This window comes from Sellimonas intestinalis (genome assembly GCF_001280875.1).
In the GTDB taxonomy this organism is placed as follows: domain Bacteria; phylum Bacillota; class Clostridia; order Lachnospirales; family Lachnospiraceae; genus Sellimonas; species Sellimonas intestinalis.
In genome coordinates, this window is record NZ_LGAJ01000010.1 from 1 (window position 1) to 22,838 (window position 22,838).

At 45.7% G+C, this 22,838-nt stretch carries 16 protein-coding genes, 1 tRNA gene and 1 pseudogene; 16 read left to right on the top strand and 2 right to left on the bottom strand.

The genetic code is table 11. From position 1 onward, the window contains the following. The 10 genes and pseudogenes from AOA56_RS16030 to pflA form a co-directional block, all read left to right on the top strand. Positions 1-1,150, top strand: a 1,150-nt coding sequence (locus AOA56_RS16030) for a hypothetical protein (RefSeq protein ID WP_330376498.1), incomplete at its 5' end; no start/stop codon positions are given. A gap of 187 nt (positions 1,151-1,337) precedes the next feature. Further along, positions 1,338-3,251, top strand: coding sequence for a 1,4-alpha-glucan branching protein GlgB (gene glgB, locus AOA56_RS10645; protein WP_024734031.1), 1,914 nt, complete (start codon positions 1,338-1,340; stop codon positions 3,249-3,251). A gap of 141 nt (positions 3,252-3,392) precedes the next feature. Then, positions 3,393-4,001, top strand: a complete 609-nt coding sequence (mnmM, locus tag AOA56_RS10650) for a tRNA 5-(aminomethyl)-2-thiouridylate-methyltransferase MnmM (RefSeq protein ID WP_024734032.1) — start codon at positions 3,393-3,395, stop codon at positions 3,999-4,001. 52 nt (positions 4,002-4,053) lie between these two features. Continuing rightward, complete coding sequence (locus tag AOA56_RS10655; RefSeq protein WP_053769637.1) at positions 4,054-4,830, top strand: ZIP family metal transporter; 777 nt, start codon at positions 4,054-4,056, stop codon at positions 4,828-4,830. Between the two features lie 40 nt (positions 4,831-4,870). Next, entirely contained in the window at positions 4,871-5,521 is a 651-nt protein-coding gene (gene trmB, locus AOA56_RS10660) for a tRNA (guanosine(46)-N7)-methyltransferase TrmB (RefSeq protein WP_024734034.1), read from the top strand. 218 nt (positions 5,522-5,739) lie between these two features. After that, positions 5,740-6,057: a thioredoxin family protein gene (locus AOA56_RS10665; RefSeq protein ID WP_024734035.1), complete on the top strand. Its 318-nt coding sequence runs from the start codon at positions 5,740-5,742 to the stop codon at positions 6,055-6,057. 81 nt (positions 6,058-6,138) lie between these two features. Continuing rightward, positions 6,139-6,211 (top strand) — tRNA-Lys (locus tag AOA56_RS10670). A 111-nt stretch (positions 6,212-6,322) separates the two neighbouring features. After that, positions 6,323-8,353 carry an LTA synthase family protein gene (locus tag AOA56_RS10675; RefSeq protein WP_053769638.1) on the top strand — a complete coding sequence of 677 codons (2,031 nt, stop codon included), beginning with the start codon at positions 6,323-6,325 and terminating at the stop codon, positions 8,351-8,353. Between the two features lie 179 nt (positions 8,354-8,532). Further along, positions 8,533-10,896, top strand: a pseudogene (gene grcA3, locus AOA56_RS10680) (autonomous glycyl radical cofactor GrcA3). Then, a complete protein-coding gene (gene pflA, locus AOA56_RS10690; protein ID WP_238117731.1) occupies positions 10,859-11,644 on the top strand; it encodes a pyruvate formate-lyase-activating protein in 786 nt (261 codons plus the stop codon). The pseudogene grcA3 and the gene pflA overlap by 38 nt, the downstream one beginning before the upstream one ends. A 49-nt stretch (positions 11,645-11,693) precedes the next feature. Here pflA and AOA56_RS10695 read toward each other — a convergent pair whose 3' ends face one another. Then, positions 11,694-13,148: a helix-turn-helix domain-containing protein gene (locus tag AOA56_RS10695; protein ID WP_024734040.1), complete on the bottom strand. Its 1,455-nt coding sequence runs from the start codon at positions 13,146-13,148 to the stop codon at positions 11,694-11,696. Positions 13,149-13,430: 282 nt separating this feature from the next. On the opposite strand from AOA56_RS10695, the gene AOA56_RS10700 reads away from it, so the two are divergent. The 4 genes from AOA56_RS10700 (at position 13,431) to AOA56_RS10715 (ending at position 17,012) form a co-directional block, all read left to right on the top strand. Then, positions 13,431-13,919, top strand: a complete 489-nt coding sequence (locus AOA56_RS10700) for a GNAT family N-acetyltransferase (protein ID WP_024734041.1) — start codon at positions 13,431-13,433, stop codon at positions 13,917-13,919. Positions 13,920-14,032: 113 nt separating this feature from the next. Then, positions 14,033-14,659, top strand: coding sequence for a 4'-phosphopantetheinyl transferase family protein (locus tag AOA56_RS10705; protein ID WP_048621243.1), 627 nt, complete (start codon positions 14,033-14,035; stop codon positions 14,657-14,659). A 41-nt stretch (positions 14,660-14,700) separates the two neighbouring features. Next, the gene (locus AOA56_RS10710) at positions 14,701-15,531 is read left to right on the top strand and encodes a M15 family metallopeptidase (RefSeq protein WP_024734042.1); all 831 of its coding nucleotides are present in this window, start codon (positions 14,701-14,703) and stop codon (positions 15,529-15,531) included. Between the two features lie 74 nt (positions 15,532-15,605). After that, positions 15,606-17,012 (top strand): deoxyguanosinetriphosphate triphosphohydrolase, encoded by a 1,407-nt coding sequence (locus AOA56_RS10715; protein ID WP_024734043.1) that lies wholly within the window; start codon positions 15,606-15,608, stop codon positions 17,010-17,012. A gap of 341 nt (positions 17,013-17,353) precedes the next feature. Here AOA56_RS10715 and AOA56_RS10720 read toward each other — a convergent pair whose 3' ends face one another. After that, on the bottom strand, positions 17,354-19,111 hold the full coding sequence (locus tag AOA56_RS10720; RefSeq protein ID WP_053769639.1) for an ABC transporter ATP-binding protein: 1,758 nt from the start codon (positions 19,109-19,111) through the stop codon (positions 17,354-17,356). A 187-nt stretch (positions 19,112-19,298) separates the two neighbouring features. Between AOA56_RS10720 and AOA56_RS10725 the strand changes: the two genes are divergently transcribed. Then, positions 19,299-19,997, top strand: coding sequence for a response regulator transcription factor (locus AOA56_RS10725; protein WP_024734044.1), 699 nt, complete (start codon positions 19,299-19,301; stop codon positions 19,995-19,997). Positions 19,998-20,019: 22 nt separating this feature from the next. Beyond that, the gene (locus AOA56_RS10730; RefSeq protein WP_053769640.1) at positions 20,020-22,773 is read left to right on the top strand and encodes a sensor histidine kinase; all 2,754 of its coding nucleotides are present in this window, start codon (positions 20,020-20,022) and stop codon (positions 22,771-22,773) included. Positions 22,774-22,838 lie beyond the last annotated feature (65 nt).

Below are 22,838 nucleotides of genomic sequence, written 5' to 3' on the forward strand. Positions count from 1 at the left end.
AGAGGAAGAGTACGAAGAGGACGAGTACGACGAAGACGAGTACGAAGAGGAAGAGTACGAAGAGGAAGAGTACGACGAAGACGAATACGAGGACGAGTACGAAGACGTCTCCGAGGATGAATTTGAGGAGGAGTATGACGAGGGGGAATACGACGACGAAGAATCTGATTTTGAAGAGGATGATTTTGGTTATGATGACGAAGAAATAGAAGATGAGGAAACAGAGGAGGAAGAACCTACAAAGCTGGAGACAGAAGAAGTACTTGAGATTGAAGAGCCAGATGAGGATGATAGTTCCGGATCTTCTGGCGGCTCGTCCTTTGATACCGGGTTTATTGTACAGGGCCGTTATGATTTAAGCGCAACAAGTGAGATCGGTCTGAAGCTTGGTCTGACTGAGGAGCAGAAGAAACTGTTTTCCTACTTTGTACCGATTCGTGGCATGAGTGAACAGCTTGTAGATGTTTTGGAGCAGGATAAAGTCTGCAAGAAGCGTTACGGTACATCCAGAACAGGAAATATTCTTGTAATTGGTCATAAGGGTTCCGGTAAGACGGTGCTTGCGGTAGATATCGTAAAGGCAATTCAGAAGCAACGCAGAATGAAACAGGGTAAAGTGGCAATTATTACGGGTGATGCCCTGAATAAGAAAAATCTCATCAGCATTATCCAAAAGCTGAGTGGTGGGGCGCTGATTATTGAGAAAGCCAGCAAGATGAATGATAAGACCATTGATGATCTGACAGGTCTGATGGAAGAGCAGACCGGTGAGATGCTTTTTATCCTGGAAGATGAGAGACGGCCGATGGAAAAAATGCTCTCTGAGTATCCGGATTTCCGCAGAAAGTTTACTTCAAGAGTAGAGCTTCCAATCTTTATCAACGATGAGCTCGTTACATTTGGGCAGACCTATGCGAAGGAAAATGGTTACCGGATTGATGAGATGGGGATTCTGGCACTTTACAGTAGAATTGATGTCCTTCAGAAAGAAGATCATTTTGTGACGGTAGCTGAAGTGAAGGATATCATGGATGATGCGATAGAACATTCACAGAAAGCCAATGTGAAACATCTGATGAAGCGTGTGTTTGGAAAGAGCACAGATGAGACAGACCGGATTATCTTAAAAGAGGATGATTTCAAACATTAAGTAATAGTTTTCGGCGGCTAAGCCGAGCTGTTATGGCGGAACTGTTACAACATGAAAGATAATCGACAATAATTGTACAAAATGACGAAAAGAGTTTTAATAAAGTTAAAAACTTTGTTAAAACTCTTTCTTTTTGTCCGACGCTCAAGTATAATAAACGTAGACTTTTTGTGAGAAGGTGAATAGCATGGCGAGAACAAAAAAGAAGAAACCATATGAAATCGGTGAGCTGGATCAGTACTTATTTGGACAGGGCACGCATTATGATTTATATAAAAAAATGGGATCACATCTTGTCACGGACGGAAAGAAGAAGGGCACTTACTTTGCGGTATGGGCTCCGAATGCAAAGTCTGTCTCGGTGGTTGGTGATTTTAATAACTGGGATAGGGACAAGAATCCGATGGTGCGGGAAGATCCGCTTGGAATTTATACCTGCTTTATTCAGGGGGTTGAAGCGGATATGATCTATAAGTACTGCATTGAAACAAAGACGGGTGACTTGCTCTACAAGGCGGATCCATTTGCCAACTATGCGGAGATGAGACCGGGCACAGCCTCCAAGGTGCATGATATTTCTAACCTGAAATGGAGTGACAGTGCTTGGATGGAGGGCAGGGCCACCTGGAATATGGACGAGAGTCCTATCTCTATCTATGAGGCGCATATCGGCTCCTGGAGGCAGCATCCTGGCGAGGAGGACGAGAGGTTTTATAATTATCGAGAATTCGCTGTAGAAGCGGTCAAATATATGAAAGAGATGGGGTATACCCATATTGAACTGATTGGGATTGCTGAGCATCCATTTGATGGGTCTTGGGGATACCAGGTGACAGGATACTTTGCGCCGACGTCACGGTATGGTACGCCGGAAGATTTTGCTTATATGATTAACTATTTCCATAGAAATAAGATCGGAGTAATTTTGGATTGGGTACCGGCTCATTTCCCAAGAGACGCGCATGGCCTTGCGGATTTCGACGGGACGGCGGTCTATGAGTATGCAGATCCGAGAAAGGGAGAGCATCCTGACTGGGGTACCAAGATTTTTGACTATGGCAAGTCAGAGGTTAAGAATTTCCTCATCAGCAATGCGCTGTTCTGGATGGAGCATTTTCATGTGGATGGTCTGAGGGTGGATGCGGTAGCATCCATGTTGTACCTGGATTATGGCAAGCAGGATGGCCAGTGGGTGGCCAACAAATATGGAGGAAATCAGAACCTGGAGGCCATCGAATTCTTCAAGCACCTGAATTCTGTTGTGCTTGGACGGAATCCTGGTGCGCTGATGATTGCGGAGGAATCAACGGCGTGGCCGAAGGTGACCGGAAAGCCGGAGGACGATGGACTTGGATTCAGCCTGAAATGGAACATGGGCTGGATGCATGATTTTCTCGAATACATGAAGCTGGATCCATATTTCAGAAAAGAGCATCATAATCAGATGACTTTTGCGATGACCTATGCTTACAGTGAGAAGTACATTCTGGTACTCTCCCATGATGAGGTTGTGCATTTGAAGTGTTCGATGTTAAATAAAATGCCGGGGCTTGGTTTTGACAAGTATGCGAATCTGAAAGTCGGCTATGCGTTTATGATGGGACATCCGGGCAAAAAGCTGCTCTTTATGGGGCAGGATTTCGCACAACTTCGGGAGTGGAGCGAGGCAAGGGAGCTCGATTGGTATCTGCTTGAGGAGCCGGAGCATCAGTATCTGCAGGCGTTTACAAGAGATCTTCTGAAGCTCTACAGGAAGAATAAGGCGATGTATGAGCAGGATACGGAAGGATACGGATTTGAGTGGGTGAATGCAAATGATGGATACCGGAGTGTTTTCAGCTTTATCCGGCACTCCAAACATAATAAAAAGAACCTGCTTTTTGTCTGCAACTTTACCCCAATGGAGTGGACGGATTATAGAGTGGGTGTGCCGCGCAGAAAGCAGTATAAGCTGATTCTAAACAGCGATGACAAGCAGTATGGCGGAAAGGGAGAGGAGCGTCCGCAGATATATAAGGCTGTGAAGCAGGAATGTGATGGAAGACCGTATTCCTTTGCGTACAAGCTTCCGCCATATGGTGTGGCAGTTTTTGAATTTTAATTCTGCATGAATTATTGCATGCTACAGAAGTATGAATCGGGCCCGTCTGGAAAGTCTCAGTGGCTTTGTGGATGAGCCTGATTTTCTTGTCCCATGGGAAACCTTCTTGTAAGGTACACGTGGAAGAGAACGGAGGAAAAAATGGAGAATTATCAGATTACACAGTGGTGTCATTATTTTATCAGAGAGCAAGTACATGAGGGGGATTTCTGTATTGACGCAACCTGCGGTAACGGACATGATACCCTTCTGCTGTGCGAGCTGGTGGGGGACAGTGGGCTGGTAGCCGGATTTGATATCCAGAAAGAAGCGGTGGAAAAGACAGAAACACGACTCGCCGAAACTGGAATGAACGGACGGGGCCGAATATTCTGCTGCGGACATGAAAAAATGAAGGAACAGCTTTTGCAGCATGAGGATTGTAGGAAAATGCTGGAGCAGACGGCGGACGGGTATGGTAAGGTTTCTTGTATTGTATTTAACTTTGGATATTTGCCGGGAGGCTTGCATGAGCTTGCTACAAAGGCAGAAACGAGTGTGGTGGCGTTGGAGGAAAGTCTTACTATTCTGAAACGAGGAGGGATTATCAGTCTCTGCATCTACAGCGGAAAGGACAGTGGGTTTGAGGAGAGGGACGCCCTCCTGGAATATCTGAAAAATCTTGACAGAAAAAAATATCTGGTTATAATGAGCTCATATTATAATCGTCCGAATCATCCGCCGATTCCGGGTCTGATTATCCGGATTTGAGGTGGCAGAACAGGAATGATAGCATATAATAACAGACAGGAGGGATGAAGATATGCAGCTTGCAGTAGGATTGTTATTACCGTTTCTCGGGACGACACTGGGTGCCGCCTGTGTTTTTTTTATGAAAGGGCAGATGAAGCCGCTTGTTCAGAAGATGCTTCTGGGATTTGCGTCGGGAGTGATGGTGGCGGCATCGGTGTGGTCGCTTCTGATTCCGGCGATGGATATGTCGGAGGAGATGGGGAAATATGCATTTATCCCGGCGGCAGCCGGATTTTTACTTGGAATTTTGTTTTTGCTTGGAATGGACCGGGCAGTACCGCATCTCCATATGGGAGCAGAATGTGCGGAGGGGCCTAAGTGCTCTTTAAAAAAAACAACCATGCTTGTCCTTGCCGTGACGCTTCACAATATTCCAGAGGGAATGGCGGTTGGTGTGGTGTTTGCAGGTATGCTTTCGCAAAATACAGAGATTACGGTGGCAGGAGCTTTTGCCCTGTCCGTGGGGATTGCTATCCAGAATTTCCCTGAGGGGGCGATTATTTCCATGCCGTTAAAAAGTGAGGGCACAGGAAAGGGAAAAGCCTTTCTCTATGGAATGTTGTCCGGAGCGGTGGAGCCGGTGGCGGCAGTGATTACCATTCTGCTGGCAGGATTTATCACGCCGGTGCTTCCGTACCTGTTGTCCTTTGCAGCAGGGGCCATGCTTTATGTGGTCGTAGAGGAACTGATTCCGGAAGCGAGCGAGGGAGAGCATAGCAATATCGGAATCATCGGTTTTGCGGCAGGTTTTGTGTTAATGATGATCCTGGACGTTGCACTGGGATAATGAGTACATCAAATAAGTAGACAAGGAGAGGAGAAAAAGGATGAGACTTCGGAATATACCGGGGGCAAGGGACGTGATTGCAGGACATGAGGCTGTGATTAAAGAAGAAAAGCAATGGAAGGGGCGCTGGGATCAGGTTTTTGAAAATGATCACCCCATCCGCCTGGAGATCGGAATGGGGAAAGGACAGTTTTTGATGCAGATGGCGCTGCAGAATCCAGATATCAATTATATTGGGATCGAGCGTTATTCCAGTGTTCTTCTACGTGCACTGGAGCGGATGAACGCATTGGAGGAGGCGCCGTCCAATCTCCGGTTTGTGTGTATGGACGCGTCCGGGATCGGTGAGGTGTTTGAAAAAGGAGAGGCAGACCGGATCTATCTCAACTTTTCGGATCCGTGGCCGAAGGCCCGCCACGCTAAGAGAAGGCTCACTTCCACCGCATACTGGGAGAGATATGATGGGATCCTGAAGGAGGATGGTACGGTTGAGTTTAAGACCGACAACCGGGAGCTCTTTGATTTTTCCCTGGAACAGGTGGTGGAGGCAGGATGGGAGGTGAAAGCCTGTACCTTTGATCTTCACAATGACGAAAAGATGAATCAGAACAATATTATGACAGAATATGAGGAGAAATTTTCTTCAAAGGGGAATCCAATCTGCAAACTTATTGCAGAAAGAAAAAGATAGTGAGAACCAGTAACGGTATCTGGATTTTTGCATATGCTGTTAAAAAAGCGGGCAGGGTAGAAGATGGAGAGAAGAGGCAGAAGAAAACTTCGTTGTACCTGCGGTAGATTATGTTATGACAATGCATGGTGGAATAAAAAAATGCGGATTCTGCAAAGATCTTGTGCGGAGCTTTATAAGGCGCTTAATCCTGGCTGCAGGCCGGGGCGGTGTGATTCATGCAAGAATTGACAGAAAAAAATTTCCGCAGAGAGGTGTTAGAGGCGAAGAAACCAGTGCTGGTAGAGTTTTATGCCTTGTGGTGCGGGAAATGCGCTATGATGGAGGATGTATTCGAACTCGTAGCAGAAGAATTTGATGGACAGATGGGGACAGGAAGGGTAGAAACGGAGCGGAATCCGCTTCTGACAGCGCGCTACCGGATAAGCAGGCTCCCCTCATTTCTCCTGTTTGTTGGCGGGGAAGTTGTTCTGCGGATGACGGGCGTCATGGAGCCAGAGGAGATGGCCAAAAGACTGGAGAGCAAAAAAATATAAAAAATTTAAAATAGGGCTTGCATTTTTCCGAGAGGTATAATATAATATTTCTTGCGTTAAGCAAAACGGTAAAATGCAAAAGCGCCATTAGCTCAGTTGGTAGAGCACCTGACTCTTAATCAGGGTGTCCAGGGTTCGAGCCCCTGATGGCGCACTTTAAATCACTGTTTTTGGAGAGGGAGATCTCTGGGGACGGTGATTTTTTTGTGTATGTGAGGGAATGAATGGAAGTGACATGTTTACTTTTAGAGAAAGGGGTTTCTATATGAAGGAAAAGATACAAAAGAGAGCCAAACGAATCCGGATCAGGTGGAAGAAAAGGAAAGTAAAAATAACAGTTGCCCTTCTTTTATTGGTCTGGCTTGCGGTTATTATTGTGCTGTTGAAGCATTGGAGGCTGTTTGGGAGAAGTGCAAATGGGGGATCTGTAAAAGGAATTATTCAATGGGCGTTTCTTTGGATCATTGGAATAGCAGGAGCAATATTATGGCAATTTTATGCCTTGTTTTTAAGAAAGCAAAGGACAATCAGAAGAATCGGAATTGGTGGTATGATTCCATTGGCTATTGCGATGGGAACCGGCATGTTCTGGGTTATGGAATGGATTTATAATCCACAGATGTTTACAATTCCTTATCAGTATGTTGCTCTTAGTATTTGTGTATCTGCGATAGTTTTCCTGATTCTTTTATTGCTGTGTAATTCGTTATGGCTTGCGGTGCTTTTGTGTAGTTGTCTGTATTTTGCGTGGACAGTCGCCAGCTATTTTACTTATATGTTTCGAGGGCTCCCTTTACAGATTGTGGATTTGCTGGATTTAAGGACGGCAGCCACAGTAGCCGGGGATTATGAATATACAATCACATTGCATATGCTCATTGTAGGAGCTGTGATTACCAGCATTGTTACTTCGCTGTTTGTAGCCAATCGATATCAAGTTGCAAAGAGTAAAAAAACAAAGATTTTGATCAGGATCATTGGTCTCGTGGTATTGGTGGGAGGAATCCGGTATCTGGGATGGTCGGAACAACCAGAGCGTTGGAGTATAGAATTAAATGGGAATCGGCCGGGAGACAGTTTTTATAGCTACGGAATGCAAATGTGTGTTATTCGAGGTGCAAGAGATGCTATTGTAAAAGAGCCGGCAGGATATGAGGTAGAAGAACTTCAGCAGATGGCGGATGATACTAAAATTCAGAATACTAGAAAACAGGAAAGACCCAATATTATCGCAATTATGGATGAGACCTTTTCAGATTTGACGTGGATTCGGGATTTCCCTGTATCTGATGAGATTATTCCGTTTTATAACAGTCTGAAAGAAAATACCATCAAGGGCAAAGTATTGGTTCCAGCCCTTGGAGGAGGTACCGGAAAAACAGAATTTGAATTCTTGACAGGTACTTCTATGAGAATGCTTTCTTCGACTCCTTATGTTGCGCTGGGGAAGAAGCTGGATGTGTCTCTTGTGAAACCGCTGGAGGAGCAGGGCTATACTACGGTGGCAATGCATCCTTATGTTCCTACAAATTATAACAGAGAAGTCGTATACGAAACGATGGGGTTTGACCGCTTTTTAAGTCTGGAGGATTTTGAAGGAGATCAAACAATCCGCGGTTTTATTTCAGATGAAGCATGTTTTGATAAAATTGTGGGAATGATTGAAGAAGAGGAGAATCCACTCTTCACTTTTTGTGTGACGATGCAAAACCATTCCCCATATACGAAATCCTACGATGCGTCTGTTAAATTGACGGAATATAAAGATGAACGGGTGGATCAGTATTTGTCTCTGGTCCATGAGTCGGATCGGGCGTTACAAAATCTGATTGAACATTTGAAGGAATCTGACGAGCCCACGGTAGTAGTCTTTTTTGGAGACCATCTTCCATCGTTATCAGAAGAGTTTTATCAGTATCTGTTCGGAATACCACGGGTGGAAGTTCCGTTTGAAGAGTATCAGAACTATTATCTTACTCCTTTTCTGATTTGGGCAAACTATGATATTGAAGAACAGGAAAATGTGATGACAAGTTCTAATTATCTGGGAGCGATGACAGTGGAAGCTGCAGGAGTAGAGTTGACGAAATACCAACAATATTTATTGAATCTCAGAGAAGAAGTGCCTGCTTTCGGCGCCTCATCTTACCTTGGACAAGATGGAAAATTCCACGAGTACGGAGCGGGCGGTCAGGAGGAGAACTATCTGAATCTGGACGATTCTGTAAATTATAATAAAATTTTTGACAGAAAAAACAGGATTAACGACCTTTTTTTCCTGGATTCAAAAGAGTAAAAAAGAATGGAAAATGCACTTTTTCCTATACAATCGATGGGAATTGCCTGAAAGTCTGGAATGTACCTGAAATAGTACATGAAACGCATTGACACATATTTCACGAATCGCTATAATAGCCCCATGAAACGGTTGTTTCGTAACAGTATAGGGTTTATTTTTGAAGGAGGATTATCAACATGAGAAAAGAATGGGAATCTTTTCGCGGAGGCATCTGGGAGAAAGAAATCAACGTCAGAGATTTCATCCAGAAAAACTACACACCATATTTAGGTGACGACAGCTTTCTTGCAGGGCCGACAGAGGACACAAAGGAGCTGTGGGCGCAGGTAATGGATTTGTCCGAGCAGGAGAGAGCAAAAGGCGGAGTGCTTGATATGGACACGAAGATTATCTCTACGATTACGTCCCACGGACCAGGGTACCTGAACAAAGGTAAGGAAAAGATTGTCGGCTTTCAGACAGACAAGCCGTTTAAGCGTTCCCTGCAGCCTTACGGTGGTATCCGTATGGCGATCAAAGCCTGTGAGGACAATGGCTACCATGTAGATCCGGCTATCGTTGAATTCTTCACAAAACATAGAAAGACACACAATGACGGTGTATTTGATGCTTATACACCGGAGATGAGGGCCTGCCGTTCCAGCCATATCATCACAGGTCTTCCGGATGCTTATGGACGTGGACGTATTATCGGTGACTACAGAAGGGTAGCACTATACGGGGTAGACAGGCTGATCGAGGATAAGCAGCATCAGAAAGATACAACAAGAACGATTATGTACTCTGATGTTACAAGAGAGAGAGAAGAGCTCTCCGAGCAGATCAAAGCATTAAAGGAGTTAAAAGAGCTGGGACAGATTTATGGATTTGATATCTCCAGACCGGCAGAAAACGTACAGGAAGCGATCCAGTGGCTTTACTTTGGATATCTTGCGGCAATCAAAGAGCAGAATGGTGCGGCAATGTCCCTGGGACGTACTTCCACTTTCCTTGATATCTATGCTGAGCGTGATCTTGCAAACGGAACCTTTACAGAAGAGCAGATTCAGGAGTTTATCGACCACTTTATTATGAAGCTGCGTCTTGTTAAATTTGCGAGAACGCCGGAATACAACGCCCTGTTCTCGGGAGATCCGACCTGGGTAACAGAATCTATCGGTGGTATGGGGATTGACGGACGTCCGATGGTAACGAAGATGTCTTACCGTTATCTGCATACACTGCAGAACCTTGGAACCGCACCGGAGCCGAACCTGACCGTACTTTGGTCCACAAGACTTCCGGAAAACTTCAAGCGTTTCTGTGCGAAGACTTCCATTGAGTCCTCCTCTATTCAGTATGAAAATGACGATCTGATGAGAGTGACACACGGAGACGACTACGCAATCGCATGTTGTGTATCCTCCATGCGTGTAGGTAAAGAAATGCAGTTCTTTGGTGCACGGGCAAACCTTGCGAAATGTCTGCTCTACGCAATCAACGGTGGTGTGGATGAGATTTCTAAAAAGCAGGTTGGGCCAAAGTACCGTCCGATCACATCAGAGTATCTGGATTACGACGAAGTAATGGACAAGTTCAAAGACATGATGAAATGGCTTGCACAGGTTTATGTTAATGCACTAAACATCATCCATTATATGCACGATAAGTACTGCTATGAGAGATTGCAGATGGCGTTGCATGATAAGAAGGTGACACGTTGGTTTGCAACAGGTATCGCCGGACTTTCCGTAGTAGCAGACTCTTTGTCAGCGATCAAATACGCAAAGGTGAAGACAATCCGTGATGAGAATGGGATCGTTGTGGATTACGAAGTAGAGGGAGATTTCCCGAAATATGGAAATGACGATGACCGTGCGGACGAGATTGCATACGATATCGTGCATCAGTTTATGGCTTATGTGAAAGGAAACCACACATACCGTGGAGGTATCCCGACCACATCTATCCTGACCATCACATCCAATGTCGTATACGGAAAGAATACAGGTTCCACACCGGATGGAAGAAAAGGCGGAGAACCTTTTGCGCCGGGAGCAAACCCGATGCACCACAGAGACAGCCATGGTGCTGTTGCATCTTTAAGCTCTGTATCCAAGCTGCCGTTCAAGGATGCACAGGATGGTATTTCCAACACTTTCTCCATTATTCCGGGAGCACTTGGAAAAGACGATGCGGTTCTGTTTGATGATATTGCGTTTGAACTTGAACCGGACTGCGCTTGCTGTGAACCAAACGCATCATTAGACGAAGAATAGAAATAATATAAAGAAAACTCATATAAGGAGGATCATCATATGAAAATCAGTGAAGCTCAGATTGATAATCTTGTAGGTTTATTAGATGGATACGCTGAGAAAGGCGGACATCATCTGAATGTAAATGTATTTACAAAAGATACGCTTCTGGACGCTCAGGCACATCCGGAGAAGTATCCGCAGCTTACGGTGCGTGTGTCCGGATACGCGGTCAACTTCAACAAGCTGACAAAAGAGCAGCAGGATGAAGTCATTTCCAGAACATTCCATGATGAAATGTAATCAAGGCTATATTCATTCGACAGAGAGTTTCGGGACCGTAGACGGTCCCGGAATTCGTTTTGTCATTTTTTTCCAGGGGTGTCCGATGCGCTGTAAATACTGTCATAATCCGGACACCTGGCAGCCAAACCAGGGAAAACTTATGACAGTAGAGGAACTTTTGGAATTATACCGACACAATGAGAAATTTTATAAGAAAGGCGGAATCACGGCGACAGGCGGGGAGCCGCTGATGCAGCTTTCATTTCTGACAGAGCTTTTTAGACAGGCGAAGGAAGCAGGTATTCATACATGCCTCGATACATCCGGGATTATATACCGGGAGTCGAAAAAAGATGAGTTTGAAGCATTGTTTTGCGTGACGGATCTGGTGCTTCTTGATATGAAACACAGTGCTCCAGACGGCCACCGGGAACTGACCGGACAGGAGCAGGCTCCGGTGCTGGAGTTTGCGAGAGCTTTGGAAACGGCCGGTGTCCCTATGATTATCCGTCATGTCGTAGTGCCGGGGATTACTGACGGCGAGGAAGAGCTCACGGCGTTGGGCCATCTGATTTCCGGTTATCGAAATCTGAAGGGATTAGAAGTGCTTCCATACCATACGATGGGGACGAAGAAATATGAACAACTCGGAATGAAATATCCGTTGGATGGAGTGGAGGCCATGGATAAGTCTAAAGCCCATGAGGCAAGAGAATTGCTGCTGAGAATTATAATGGAAGACAGAAAGAAAAGTATTGTAAAATAGTTTCTTTACGCATAAAGCGCCAGTTCCGGTATTTAATGGAACTGGCGCTTTATGATCCCTTTTTCTGCTCTGTCTTGTCAAGGAGAGAGGAAATGAGGCTGTACGCTTCCGTTTCGGTATAAAACAGATCCTTATCCAGATGTTCACAGAAGTCACAGAAGCCGTGCAGCAATCCGGGTTCAGTAATGTCCAGGCAGATGAGCTGATCCGGCTCAGAGGAGGGGAACATGAGGTAGCCGTTGCGTGGATTAACATACATAAACAATTCATTGTCCAGATCCCCAATGGTGCATTTTAGCATACACAATCCGTTTGGAGGGCAAAATTTTAAAAATTGACGGATCAGTACGATACGGTCAGATAGCTCAAAAGGGCGGTAAACGGCAGGAGGATATTCCGGGATCCGTCCTGTCTCCAGAAAACGTTGCAGGCCGTCCTCAGAAAAAATAAATCGCACCGGATGTTCGGTAAAGCGTTTACGGATGCTGTGCACATAATCCATAAGCATGGCGATGAGTTTATCACGACTTGGAATCTCCGGATAAATATACTTGTCAAAGAAATAATCCGGAATTCCAAAGGTAAGACATGGAAGCATTTGGAAACAGTAATTCTGTTCCATATCCGCCCGGATATTATGGAAATAGGAAAGTTGTGTCGGCAGATTGTTCATCACAACGCCAAACGAGGAAACCTGTTCGAGATAACGATCATACATTTGATGAAAAAATTTCAGGGTATCTTGTTTTTCAAAGACAATACCGGATTGCATGTCTTTGGAGAGGAGAAGAGCGTGCCCGGACGTCAGTACAAGGTAAGGAAACAAAAGGAGATCGGCCGATGAATGAATCAGATCCCCATAATAGTAATAGACATGATATCTGCACGCAGAGCAGTAAACTGGCAGAATCTTTTTGAGACATGCCAGATTATAATCTTTCTTATCGTTTGTCAGTTCATCGCTCTTATGAAAACAGATGATCTGGGTGATGGACAGATTCTGATTCTCATAACCGAGGGTCGGAAGCAAATTCATCAGAAAATCTGTATCTGGCTGAATCAGCAGGCGGATTTGGGGATCACTTTTACGAGTCTCCAGAAACAGGATGTGAAACAGCAGGTGGTTAATCTCATTTTGTCCTGATACTGTTGACATATCGGAGATGTCATGATAGCTTACTAGCGGTTGGTGGTCAGGGGCGGTATAGATCTCAGAATATTTCCTGAAATTCTCGAAAAGCTCCAGGATATTTTTACGACGGTAATAGTTTTCAAAACCGTCCATAGAAATTTTGTAAGACTCCACAAAATCGGTCCGCTCGGATGGAGTGAGCCGCAGAAACTCAGCGATCAAAAGTACGGTGTCCATACTGGTTACAGGTCTCGTCCCTTTAATAATTTTATACATCAGAGAGCGCTCGATTCCACAGTACTGAGCTATCTCATAGGACTTGATCCCTTTTGCGGCGATATGATGTCCTAACAAATCTGAAAAAACTGACATAGATCATTCTCCTCCGGATGATAGTTCTATTATGTGATAGATCTATTATAAAGAATACCGGGTGAAGAACACAAGCGGAAAATGCAGAAACATTGTCCATTTTTTTGTCCACTGAGGAAACCGATAGAAAGCAGGGCAGAAATATGATAAAATAAATTTGTCTAAGGGAATCGAGGGAGTTAGTGATTCATAATAGCGTATACCATAGAAATATGGTATGATAAAAACGAATCTGGGCGACGAGATTCGTTTTTTGTTGCCTTAAAATCAAGGAGGCCATGTATGGAGGTTTTAATAAGAAACGCAAAAAAGGAAGAAGCGGCTTTGTTGGCGCAGATCGAAGCGGAGTGTTTTCCGGCGGCGGAGGCAGCCGGCAAGCAGGATATTGAGGCCAGAATGGATGTATTTGAGGACTGCTTTTTTGTGGCTGAGACAAATGGAAAGATCGTGGGATTTATCAACGGAGCTGTGGCAAAAGAGGCGTCTTTGCCGGATCAGATGTACCACGACGCATCCTTACATGATCCGAACGGAGCTTATCAGACAGTCTTCGGGTTGGATGTTCTTCCGGCATATCGGAGAAACGGCATTGCAGGAAGGCTCCTGGAGAGGATGATTCATCATGCCAGAGAGTGCCAAAGAAAGGGTGTTGTGCTGACATGCAAAGATCATCTGGTACATTATTATGCCGGATTTGGGTTTAAACATTGCGGTGTGGCGGACTCTACCCACGGAGGGGCCAAGTGGAATGAAATGAAACTGTTGTTTTAAATCGGGTGATGCCCTGGGGCTTTTCGTGCTTCCAGGGCATTTCAAGTATCAGGGAAGTGTGCTATAATCAGGGTATCGGATTGATATAGGATGTCAAAAGAGAGGAGAACGAGATGATCTATACATGGGCAGCGGATGTGGCTCCGCTTCTGGATCCAATTATATATGAAGCGTATTATCGCGAGGTTCCGCAGTGGAGACAGGAAAAGGCAGACCGGATTCGTTTTTCGGAGGATCGGGCATTGAGTATTGGAGCCTATGTGCTCTATCAGAAAGCACTCAGGGAGAGCGGGCTTTCTACGGAGATGTGCTTTAATCTTTCTCATTCGGGACATTATGTCCTGTGTTCGATTGCAGATGAAAAAGAAAAGAGGACGGGATGTGATTTGGAAAAGATTGGGACGCCGGGTATGAAGGTGGCCAGAAGATTTTTTTGCTCGTCCGAATGGCAATATATTCGGGAACAGGAATCCGGGGAAGAGCAAACGGAAGCGTTTTACCGCTACTGGGTTCTCAAAGAAAGTTTTATGAAAGCGACAAGATTTGGGATGAAGCTTCCTCTGGATTCCTTTGAAATCCGGTTAAAGGATGAAGGGGCCCCGGTACTTGTGCGTATGCCGGAACATATCAGGGGGGAATTTTATTTCCACGAATACCCACAGAAAGAGAAAGGATTTTTTGCCGCTGTATGTTCGGAAGACCCGGAAATTGATGATATGCTGCGGTGGATGACCTTATGACAGATGAGCTTGTGGCATAGGTAAGCAGAAAGGACAGAAGAATGAAAAAACAGACAAAAGAAAAGTGGTGCAGACTGGAGCTGCTGGTGAGGTATCGGATTCGGAAGATGCAGCATCCAGGAAGGGTGTTTGCTGTATCCTGCGTATCTATCCTTGTGGCCGGATTTCTTGGTGGAGTGGCGCTTGGCCGGCATGTGGAGGGGCGGAAGGCGGAGGAGACGATGCAAAAGGAGACGGACAGGTATGAATCGCTCCAGAAAGAATATGATGTTGTAAAGGAACAGACCGAGGCGCAGGACAAAGACACAAGGCCGTGGTATCTGATGCTTGTAAACCAATCCCATCCGATGGAGGAAGGGTATGTGCCGGAGCTGGCCAATATTGACGCATCCCACCAGGTAGACAAAAGAGTTCTGGAACCGTTGCAGCAGATGCTAAAAGCAGCAAGCGATGAGGGATACGGACTTTATGTCTGCTCGGCGTACCGGTCGGTAGACAGGCAGAAAGAGCTGTTTAATGAGTCCATGGTCGGCTATGTCAATCAGGGAATGAACTACTATGAGGCTGCCATTGAGACGGCGAAATCCATTGCGTGGCCAGGGGAGAGCGAGCACGCAACCGGGCTTGCGATGGACATTGTATCTACGGAGTACGCGGGGCTGGATGAAAAGCAGGGTGAGACTGACGACCAGAAGTGGCTGATGGAGCACTGCTATGAATATGGATTTATTCTAAGATATCCGCAGGACAAATCCGATGATACCGGGATTATCTATGAACCATGGCATTACCGGTACGTGGGGACTGAAGCAGCGCTTGCTATCCGGGATCAGGGTGTGACACTGGAAGAGTATCTGAATGAGGAGTATTAAAGAACGGTCGAGTATATTTGGAAAGTGTCAGAAAGCAGAAGTGGTGAAATTTGGTCGGACAGGAGGGATGCTGGATGAAATGGAGCAGGCTGTTGTCCCCCAAGAGGGAGCGGACAGGACGAAAACATAAGGAGAAGAACCGGACGGATTTAAGGACAAGTTTTGAGAAAGATTACCATCGCATTATTGGAAGCGCATCATTTCGGCGGCTTCAGGATAAGACCCAGGTATTTCCGCTGGATCAAAGCGACTTTGTGAGAACCAGGCTGACCCATTCTTTGGAGGTTTCTTCCTTTGCCAAGTCGCTTGGTCAGAATATTGGAGAGTATATTCTTGCTTATGGGAAGGATCCGGAATTTACGCCACAGATGAAAGAGGATATTTGTAATATATTGCTCTGTGCAGGGCTCATCCATGATATTGGGAATCCACCGTTTGGGCATTTCGGAGAGACGACGATCCGGGAATGGTTTGAGGAACATCTGGATCACATCTTCTTTCAAGGGAAACCATTGAGCGAAGTACTGACCCCGAGAATGAAAGCGGATCTCTATTATTTTGAAGGAAACGCGCAGGCCTTCCGTCTTGTGACGAAGCTTCATTATCTTGTAGATGAGACGGGGATGAACTTGACCTATGCCTTATTAAACACGATTATCAAATATCCGGTGGACTCTCTGCATGTTGATCCGTCCGCAGGGGTAATTGAGAAAAAAAAGCTAGGTTATTATCTGGCTGACGAAGAGCTGTTCCAGAAAATCAGCCGGGAGACAGGAGCTGAAGATCATCGGCACCCTCTGACCTTTATGCTGGAGGCTGCAGATGATATTGCATATCGGACGGCAGACATTGAGGATGCTTTTGTCAAGGGATTTCTGCCGTTTTCTGCCCTGGAAAGAGAGCTAAGGCAAGTGGATACGGGGGAGAATTTTCAGGCGTATGCCTGTCTTGCGGATCTGTACCAGGGTGCCGTGGAACGAGGCGAAGAGGAGCCGGAAGCATATGCGGTAAAGAACTGGATTGTCCGGGCACAGTCTTTTCTGATTGCCTGTGCGACAGAAGGATTCACGGAAAACTATGAGATGATTATGTACGGAAAATATCACAAGGATCTTTTTGCGGGGACAAAAGCGGAAGAGCTCATGGAGATGCTCGGACATATAGCGGAGACCTATGTGTTTATGACAGATGAGATTTACAAGATGGAGGTGGCGGAGTCGCGGATTCTTTCATTTTTGATGGAGAAGTTCGTGGCAGCGGCGGTTCGTGTGGGAGATCCTGAGCAAAAGATGGACTCCATAGACAGAAGGATGCTGGCGTTTGTTTCAGACAATTATAAGAAAGCTTACGTCAGACAGTCTGAGGGAAAAGACATGGTGGAGAAGCTATACCTGCGGATCCTTCTTGTGACCGACTACATCTGTGGTATGACAGACAGCTACGCAAAAAGACTGTATCAGGAGTTGACTGCAAGAGTGTAGCGTAGAGAAAACGGATAAAGGCGAAAACCCGCTGATCATAAAGACCAGCGGGTTTTCGTGTTTATAGTTTCTAAAGGAATGAGAGTAAAGTGGCACTTGGAGATATCTCTCCGAAGTGCTTACTTTATGAGGGGGGGGGGAGATAGTGATTGTTCATCAACTATCTGGTTCTTAGTATAGCCAGAAAATGTGTCAAAAATGTGTTGAAACTATAAAAGAAATACAAAGATTATTAAGAAAAACAGAAGACGGAGCCTTATGATGGCTCCACCTTTGTCGATTTTTAATGCACTTTTCTGCCCTTACTGATCTTACATCATCCCGGCTTTCATCTTAACGGGCTATGATATCATATCTTCAGTCTCCAGACCCTCAAACTGCATCTTATAATAGTGAGCATAGATGCCGCCCCGCTTGAGCAGATCATGGTGTGTACCACGCTCGGCAATACCATTTTCGGTGATGACAATAATCTCATCAGCGTTGCGGATTGTAGAAAGACGGTGGGCAATAGTAATCGTCGTCCGGTTTTTTGCTAATTCTTCCAGACTCTTCTGGATGTGGCGTTCACTTTCATTATCCAGGGCGCTTGTCGCCTCGTCAAGGATCAGAATTGGGGGATTCTTCAAAAATACTCTGGCAATGGAAATTCGCTGTTTCTGTCCGCCGGAGAGCCTTGTTCCACGTTCGCCTACATAGGTGTCGTAACCGTCAGGCAGGGACATAATGAAATCATGAATGTTGGCATGCCTTGCTGCGTCTATGATTTCTTCCATGAGAGCTCCCGGCTTTCCGTAGGAGATATTTTCCTTGATGGTTCCACAGAACAGATAAACGTCCTGCTGGACAATTCCGATATTATCCCGGAGGGATTTTAAGGTCAGTTTCCGTACATTCTTACCATCTATGGTGATGCGGCCTTCTGTTACGTCGTAGAAACGTGGCAGAAGATTACAGATTGTTGTCTTACCGCCGCCGGACGGACCGACGAGGGCAACAGAACGTCCGGCCGGAATCTGGAAGGAGACATTTTTCAGTACCGGGGTGTCATCGTCATCGTAGCAGAAAGACACATCTTCATAGGATACAAGTCCGTGCACATCGCTGAGGGGTTGAGCACCCGGTTCATCCTTGATAGTCGGCCTCGTATCCATGACGTCGAGAAATCGGCGGAATCCGGAGAAGCCCTTCTGAATCATCTCTACAAGTTCGACGAGAATCTGAATCGGGCTGATAAAGATTCCGATATAGAGAGCGTACATAGCAAGATCTGCCGGATCCATCTGACCGTGGGCAATAAGATAACCGCCGAATATCAGTGTAACGAGATACATCATGCCTTGAAAGAACAGATTCCAACCCATGAAACTGCCCATGCAACTGTAGTTTGCATCCTTGGAAAGCAAGAATGCATGATTGCTTTTGGAAAACTTTTTCTTTTCAATTTCTTCATTGGCAAAGGACTGTACCACGCGGATTCCGCCGAGCGTATCCTGAAGGCTTGCGTTGACGTCTCCGATTTTCCTACGGTTCTCCATGAAAGTTTCCTGCATCCGGCTGTTCTGACGCATCGAAAACACAAACATGATAATTACAATGATTACGAGTGGAATGGCAAGCCGCCAGTTGATGAAGAACAAAAAGATAAAGGAGCCGACAACCTTGATCAGAGAGATAAACAGGTTCTCTGGTCCGTGGTGGGCAAATTCCGCAATATCAAATAAATCTGATACAAGCTTACTCATCATCTGTCCGGAATTGTGACTGTTATAATAGGAAAAGGACAGCGTCTCGTAGTGTTCAAAGAGCTGCTGACGCATATCCCGCTCCATATAGGCTCCCATCATGTGGCCCTGGTAGCTGACATAATACTTACAGAGGCTCTGAATTGTATACATGACAAAGAGTCCCAACGCGATTGGCACAAGCATTTTTAAAATGGCTCCGCTGTCCTTTGTAAACAGGGAATTGGTCGCTGTCCGTAAAATTTGCGGATAAACAAGGTCAATCACACTGATGGTTGCCGCACAGATCAGATCGAGGAAAAAGACCGTGCGGTATGGTTTATAATAGTGAATAAATCGTTTTAACGTATCCATAGACTACCTCTCTTTCCATTTGAAATTTCTCCTGCTACTAATTTACCATACTTCATTTCCACCTGCAATGGAGAAAAGGGCGTAAATACGTAGATCAGGATTCATCAAGAATTAAGAATTTATGCTTTGGCTCTTAAAGAATATCTGGTATTATTTAATATAGAAAATGAAGAAGAGGTGGGAGAAGATGTATACAGTTTTAGTCTGTGATGATGATAAAGAAATTGTAGAAGCGATTGAAATCTATTTGTCGCAGGAGGGGTATCAGATTTTAAAGGCTTATGACGGAGAGCAGGCACTCAAGGTGCTTAGTGAAGAAAAGGTGGATCTTCTAGTAATCGATGTGATGATGCCGCGGCTTGACGGTATCCGGGCGACATTGAAGATCCGGGAGAAACTGAGCCTTCCGATTATTATTCTTTCAGCTAAGTCTGAGGATTCGGATAAAATTCTGGGCTTAAATATTGGCGCTGATGATTATGTGACGAAGCCGTTCAATCCGCTGGAGCTTGTAGCGAGAGTAAAGTCCCAGCTTCGCCGTTACACCAAGCTTGGCAGTACGGTAAGCGCCGGGGAGCAGGAGGAGGTGTACACGGTGGGCGGTCTTTCTATCAACGATGATTTAAAAGAAGTGACTGTTGATGGCGAGCTCGTTAAGTTGACGCCGACCGAGTACGATATCCTGCTTTTACTTGTGAAAAATCAGGGAAAGGTATTTTCTATCGATCAGATTTACGAGAACATCTGGAATGAGGAGGCCATCGGGGCGGACAATACTGTAGCGGTACATATCCGCCATATCCGAGAGAAGATTGAGATTAATCCGAAGGATCCGCGTTACCTGAAAGTCGTATGGGGAGTCGGATATAAAATAGAAAAGATCTAGGAAAGAGCAGAGGAAGAACAAGATGAACAAATGGTTTTATTCTGCAACATGCAAGGGGCTTTTGATTCTTCTGGCCCATATCTGTATTGTCGTGAGTGTGGTGAGTTTTGTCTGGGTCGGTTCCTCAGCAGGACTTCGTTATCTGGTTCCATTCGAGAAGGTCCCGGGGGAATATGAGGCGACTGCCCAGTTTGAGAATCGGATGAAAGAGTTGTCGATGGACGTTCTGGATCAGCTTGACGTTAAAGCGAAATATGAGACAAATGGAAGCTATAATCCAGATAAGCTGATCGATGTGGTTCGTTATGCCAATGGAGATCTTGACCAGGATGGGAAGAACCATTCCGGGATTGCGTACCGGCTCAAAGATTTGGAGCGCTGGAGCAGAACGTATGAAAATGCATACGAGTCGGAGGAGAGTTGGGAGCAGTTTCTGCATGATTATGTGACAACGGTCATCGTATGTCTGAAACAGGATGGAAGCTATTACTATTATTATGGGGATGACTTTCGCAATAAGATGGCATCGGGGGAGCTGGGCTTTGCCGCCAATGGAGAATTTGTTTCCAAGGAGGAAAAGCTGAACTCCATTTTGGAGGATGACAATAGTACGGCGGGTTACGGTGAGGTGTTGGATCAAGAAGGACAGAAGCTCTACACAGATTGCTGGAACCTGGGTCTTGGTCCGGAGGTTCTGAAGGAGTCATATCCACTGGATGGAGCAGCCAACCTGGTAGAACTGGCCAATACGAATGAGAGATGGAATGGAAAACTGGCCGATGCGTATCATGCGCTGTCCGGCACGCTTAGTGTGATTTCCAGCGATCTGAAAGACTACAAAGAGGCGCCGGGAGGATGGGAAGAAGGAAATACGAATTACAGCTATCTCTATGTAGATTATGATGATGGGCAGATTTATTCCAACCGCCAGGAGTTTCAGGATATCAAAGAGATCGATCATTACCAGGAAAAAATCAAAAAGGCGGGAGCCTATGTCATTGTAACTCCTAAACTTGCAGGCTTTAAGTCTTCATTTAACAACCCGGCTCAGAGTGCTCAGGAGTGGAAGAACAGTATTGTGGAATCCCACAAAATTATTGGCCGTGATACCAATTACGTCTTCATGGCCTCGGTAGATACGACCTATTCTGTGCCTGACGCGTTTGAGAGTGATCGGGAGTATTACCAGGAGGTTGTGCCATATATTACGATCGCCTGCGAGTTGGCATGGGGGACGCTGATCTTGTTTTTTATTCTGCTTGTCTGTCTGACAGTTTCTTCCGGACACAGCCTCCGATCGGAAAGAAATGAAATTGTATTGTCTGGATTTGACCGTTGGAAGACGGAGATTGCGGCCATATTTGTGATCCTGCTTTGGGGCGCCTCCATGTATCTACTGTCCGAATGGGGATCCGGCTATGCGACCGCCTATGATTACTATTATTATTCGGATATCTGGCAGGAGGGTGGACTTCCAATCTATAATATGGTTATGGCCGGCGCTATCACCTTCATTAGCTGTCTGTTTTTTTTCTGGTTCTACCTGAGCATGGTACGCCGGATCAAAGCGCATACGCTGTGGAAGAACAGTATGGCCAAATCTGTGGCGGATATTGTGGCCCGGGGATGGCAGCAGAAAAAGACGACGTCAAAGGTGGTGATAGCCTATATTTTATTCCTGCTCATTGAGTTTGTCACCTGGGGAAGCACTCCGCTGATGGTGATCGGAATTCTGGTCAATATCGGGGTGGGAATTTTCCTTGTGCGATACGCACTGTCAAGGCAGAAGATTAAAAAGGGTCTGGTGGAGATCGCAAAAGGCAATGTCAACTACAAGATTCCTCTGGATGACCTAAGGGGCGAGACGCTGGAGATCGCGCAGACAATCAATCGTCTGGGCGAGGGGCTGAATCGTGCGTTGGAGAAGAGTGTCCGGGATGAGCGGCTTAAGACCGATCTGATTACCAATGTATCCCACGATATTAAGACGCCGCTGACGTCGATTATCAATTACGTGGACATTTTAAAGAGAGAGAATTTCCAGGATCCCAAAATTCAGAACTACCTGAACATTCTGGAGATGAAGGCGCAGCGGCTCAAGACGCTCACCGAGGACGTGGTGGAGGCGTCCAAAGTCAGCAGCGGAAACGTTAAGCTGGAGTTTATGACGCTGAATCTGGTGGAGTTGATCTACCAGGTGGAGGGTGAGTATGAAGAGAAATTCGAGGCACGTAACATCAAGGTGATACTGAACATGCCGGATGAGCCTGTGACGGTACGGGTAGACGGCAGACGGATGTGGAGGGTCTTTGCCAATATCTTCAACAATGCGGCAAAATATGCCATGGAGGGCAGCCGGGTCTATGCGGATTTGATGCTCCAGCCGGGGACGGCTAAGTTTATTTTGAAAAATGTTTCAGACCAGCAGTTGAATATTTCGGCAGATGAGCTCACCGAACGCTTTATCCGAGGTGACGTGTCCCGAAGTACAGAGGGAAGCGGACTTGGATTATCTATTGCCAAGAATCTTACAGAACTCCAGGGAGGTACTTTTGAGCTGTATCTGGACGGAGATCTGTTTAAGGTACTGATTACCTTCCCGAGAGTGAGACGGTTGACCAAAGAAAAAGAGATAAAAAAGGAAAGGACAGAAAGAGTGCCACAGGCAGGCGGCACAGAAGTGACCGGAGAACCTCAGAAGAACACGAAGACAGAAGGTATGCCGGAGGCGCCGTCGCAGACCATGAATCAGACATCGGAATCAGGTATAAAATAAGGAAATCTTTAGATTTGGGAGAGGGTATTTCGATATCCTCTCCTTGCGTTTTGACGGAATTCGCA